At 67.4% G+C, this 3719-nt stretch carries 3 protein-coding genes and 1 pseudogene; all 4 read right to left on the bottom strand.

Translation table 11 applies throughout. From position 1 onward, the window contains the following. The coding region (gene ilvC, locus HUV01_RS13685; protein ID WP_174298772.1) for a ketol-acid reductoisomerase at positions 1-764 on the bottom strand (764 nt) is incomplete at its 3' end. A 104-nt stretch (positions 765-868) separates the two neighbouring features. Then, a complete protein-coding gene (gene ilvN / locus HUV01_RS13680) occupies positions 869-1384 on the bottom strand; it encodes an acetolactate synthase small subunit (RefSeq protein WP_174298771.1) in 516 nt (171 codons plus the stop codon). 106 nt (positions 1385-1490) lie between these two features. Continuing rightward, positions 1491-3248 carry a biosynthetic-type acetolactate synthase large subunit gene (gene ilvB, locus HUV01_RS13675; RefSeq protein ID WP_174298770.1) on the bottom strand — a complete coding sequence of 586 codons (1758 nt, stop codon included), beginning with the start codon at positions 3246-3248 and terminating at the stop codon, positions 1491-1493. Positions 3249-3316: 68 nt separating this feature from the next. After that, positions 3317-3719, bottom strand: a pseudogene (locus HUV01_RS13670) (tRNA (adenosine(37)-N6)-dimethylallyltransferase MiaA); the annotation flags it as partial.

The raw sequence follows: 3719 nt of genomic DNA, 5'->3' as shown, positions 1-3719 counted from the left end.
GCGGTGTTGCTGATCGAGTAGCGCATGTTGGCGATGCCGCCCTCGTACATCAGGTCGACGATCAGCTTCACCTCGTGCAGGCACTCGAAATACGCCATCTCGGGCGCGTAACCCGCCTCCGTCAGCGTCTCGAACCCGGCCTGGATCAGGTGGCTCAGCCCTCCGCACAGCACCGCCTGCTCGCCGAACAGGTCGGTCTCGCACTCCTCGCGGAAGCTCGTCTCGATGATGCCGGCACGACCGCCGCCGATCGCGCTGGCATAGGACAGGCACAGGTCGTGCGCGTTGCCGCTGGCGTCTTGCGCGATCGCCAGGAGGCATGGCACGCCGCCGCCGCGCTGGTATTCGGAGCGGACGGTGTGACCCGGCCCCTTGGGCGCGATCATTACCACGTCGATGTCGGAGCGCGGCTCGATCAGCCCGAAATGGATGTTCAGGCCGTGCGCGAAGGCGAGGGTCGCGCCCTCTTTCATGTGATCCTTCAGGTCGTCGGCCCAGATCGCGGCCTGATGCTCGTCGGGGGCCAGCACCATCACGAGGTCCGCCCAGGCTGCGGCGGCCTTGTTGTCCATGACCGTGAAGCCTGCGCCTTCGGCCTTCTTCGAGGAAGCCGAGCCCGGGCGCAGCGCGATCACGACATCCCTGACGCCCGAGTCGCGCATGTTCTGCGCATGGGCGTGGCCCTGCGAACCATAGCCGATGATCGCGACCTTCTTGGTCGTGAGCAGGCTGAGGTCGGCATCGGCATCATAATATACGCGCATGGATCGTGGCTCCTGTTGGGTCTCACGCCGGCGAACGTCGGCGTCTCTTCGCCAAGGAGAGACACTGGCGTCTGCCGGGGTTACGGGCTGGTCGTGGTGGGTTGTTACGCTGCGTCGCGCCCTCGCGCGATAGCGACGATGCCGGTGCGCGCGACTTCGACCAGGCCAAGCTGCTTCATCAGGCCGACGAACGCGTCGATCTTGTCGCGCCCGCCGGTCAGCTCGAAGACGAACGACGAGGTGGTCGCGTCCACCACGCGCGCGCGATAAACTTCGCCGAGCCGCATCGCCTCGATCCGCTGCTCGCCGGTGCCCGCCACCTTCACCATCGCCAGCTCGCGCTCGACGTGCGGGCCGAGCACCGTCAGGTCGGTGACGCGGTGGACGGGTATCAGCCGTTCGAGCTGGGCGATGATCTGCTCCATCACCTGTGCACTCGCCGACGTGACGATGGTGATCCGGCTGACCGAGTCGTCCGTGCTGATCTCCGACACCGTCAGCGACTCGATGTTGTACCCGCGCGCGGTGAACAGTCCGGCGATGCGCGCGAGGATGCCCGGCTCGTTGTCGACGAGCACGGCCAGCGTATGGCGTTCGGCAAGGTCGGCCGCGATCTGCACGGCTACTCTCCGCCCGCGCGAGGGGTCGGGGACGGGCAGGGCCGGGCGTGGTCGGACAGGCCCACTCCCAGCCCTTCCCACGAGCGTAAAGGGAGCTTTATCGCCATCACACCAGCGCCTTCGCCTCGTCGGTCATCGTGCCCGACCAGTCGTCCGCCTGCAGGATCATGTCGGTATGCGCCGCGCCCGACGGGATCATCGGGAAGCAGTTGGCGAGCTGCGACACGCGGCAGTCGACCATCACCGGCCCGTCGTGCGCCAGCATCGCGGCGATGCCGTCGTCCAGCTCGCCGCGCGCCGATATGCGGATGCCGCGCCAGCCATAGGCCTCGGCGAGCTTCACGAAATCGGGCAGCGAGTCCGAGTAGCTCTCCGCATAGCGGCTCTCATAGGTGATCTCCTGCCACTGGCGGACCATGCCGAGCCGCTCGTTGTTGAGGATGAAGATCTTGACGGGCAGCCGATACTGGCTCGCGGTCGCCAGCTCCTGGATGTTCATCTGGATCGACGCCTCGCCCGCGATGTCGATCACCAGCGCGCCCGGGCTGCCGAGTTGCGCGCCGATCGCGGCGGGCAGGCCATAGCCCATCGTGCCTAGCCCGCCCGACGTCAGCCACTTGTTGGGCTTCTCGAACCCGAAATATTGCGCGGCCCACATCTGGTGCTGGCCGACCTCGGTCGTGATGATCGGATCACGCGCGTGCGTCGCCTCCCACAGCGCCTTCACCGCACGCTGAGGCATGATCGCCGTCCCCTCCTCGGGAAAGTCGAGGCACTTCCTCGCGCGCCATTCCGCGATGCTCGCCCACCAGTCGGTCAGGTCGGACATGGGATGCTGCCGCGCCTTCCAGACGTGGACCATGTCCTCCAGCGCGTGGCCGACGTCCGCCACCACGGGCAGGTCGACGCGGACGTTCTTGTTGATGCTCGACCGGTCGATGTCGATGTGAACCTTGCGGCTGGTGGGGCTGAACGCATCGAGCCTGCCCGTCACCCGGTCGTCGAACCGCGCGCCGATCGCGATCACCAGATCCGCGCGGTTCATCGCGTGGTTCGCCTCGAACGTGCCATGCATGCCCAGCATGCCCAGGAACTGCGGCGAGGAGGCGGGGAACGCGCCAAGTCCCATCAGCGTGGAGGTGACCGGCGCCCCCGACAGCCGGGCGATCTCGCGCAGCAGCGCGCTCGCGCGCGGCCCCGAGTTGATGACCCCGCCGCCGGTGTAGAGCACCGGGCGCTCGGCCGCGGCGAGCATGTCGACCGCCGCCTCGATCGCGGACCGGTCGGCCTTCACCTGCGGACGATAGGTCTTGTGCTGGATCGGGCCGGGCTTCCCGTATCTCGCGGTCGCGACCTGCACGTCCTTGGGCACGTCGACCACCACCGGACCTGGACGTCCCGATGTCGCGATGTGGAAGGCCTCGTGGATCGTGTCGCCCAGCTTCGCTGGATCCTTCACCAGATAGTTGTGCTTGGTGCAGTGGCGCGTGATGCCGACCGTGTCCGCTTCCTGGAACGCGTCGGTACCGATCAGCGCGGTCGGCACTTGGCCGGTGATGACCACCATGGGGATCGAGTCCATCAGGGCGTCGGTGATGCCGGTGATCGCATTGGTCGCGCCCGGACCGGAGGTGACGAGCACCACGCCGGGCTTCCCGGTCGACCGGGCGTAACCCTCGGCCGCGTGGGTCGCGGCCTGTTCGTGCCGCACGAGGATATGGCGGATGCGCCCGCCCGCCGCGGCGGCGCGGAACAACGCGTCATATATCGGCAACACCGCGCCGCCGGGATAGCCGAAGACGACTTCGACCCCGAGGTCGGTCAGCGCCTCGATCAATATGTCGGCACCGCTTTTCTGCGTCATGACAAAACCCGGACGTGAGAGAATGAAGAGAAACGCGACGTAAGAGACACAAAGATGCGCGTCAACATCTAAATGCGTAATATTATTTCAAGATCGTTTTCGTTCTGGTCGGTGATCCGTGGCCACATAGCGGGCGGTTGGTGCCGAAACCACGTATATTGCCGCTTGGCGTAGCGGCGGGTCACCAGCCGCAGCCGGTGCAGCGCCTCGGCCTGGTCGATCGTGCCTGCGAGCATCGCGGCGATGTCCGCCACGCCGATCGCGCGGCGGACAGGCGCGTCCGCCGGCAGGTCTCTGCGGGCCATCAGCGCCGCCACCTCCTCCACAGCGCCGCCCTCCAACATCGCCGCGGCCCGCGCGTCGATCCGCTGCACCAGGACGGCGCGACAGGGCAGCAGGACCAGCGGCGCCAGCGCGACCCGGTCGCCCATGCCCCCGGCCCGTTCCGCCTGCCATGCCGCCAGCGGCCGC

This window comes from Sphingomonas bacterium (assembly GCF_903643035.1).
Taxonomy (GTDB): domain Bacteria; phylum Pseudomonadota; class Alphaproteobacteria; order Sphingomonadales; family Sphingomonadaceae; genus Sphingomonas.
This window is presented reverse-complemented; position numbering and strand designations above follow the sequence as displayed.

Excerpts from the sequence above, each read along its gene's own strand:
- ilvB (WP_174298770.1), bottom strand. The coding sequence starts at position 3,248 with ATGACGCAGAAAAGCGGTGCCGACATATTGATCGAGGCGCTGACCGAC.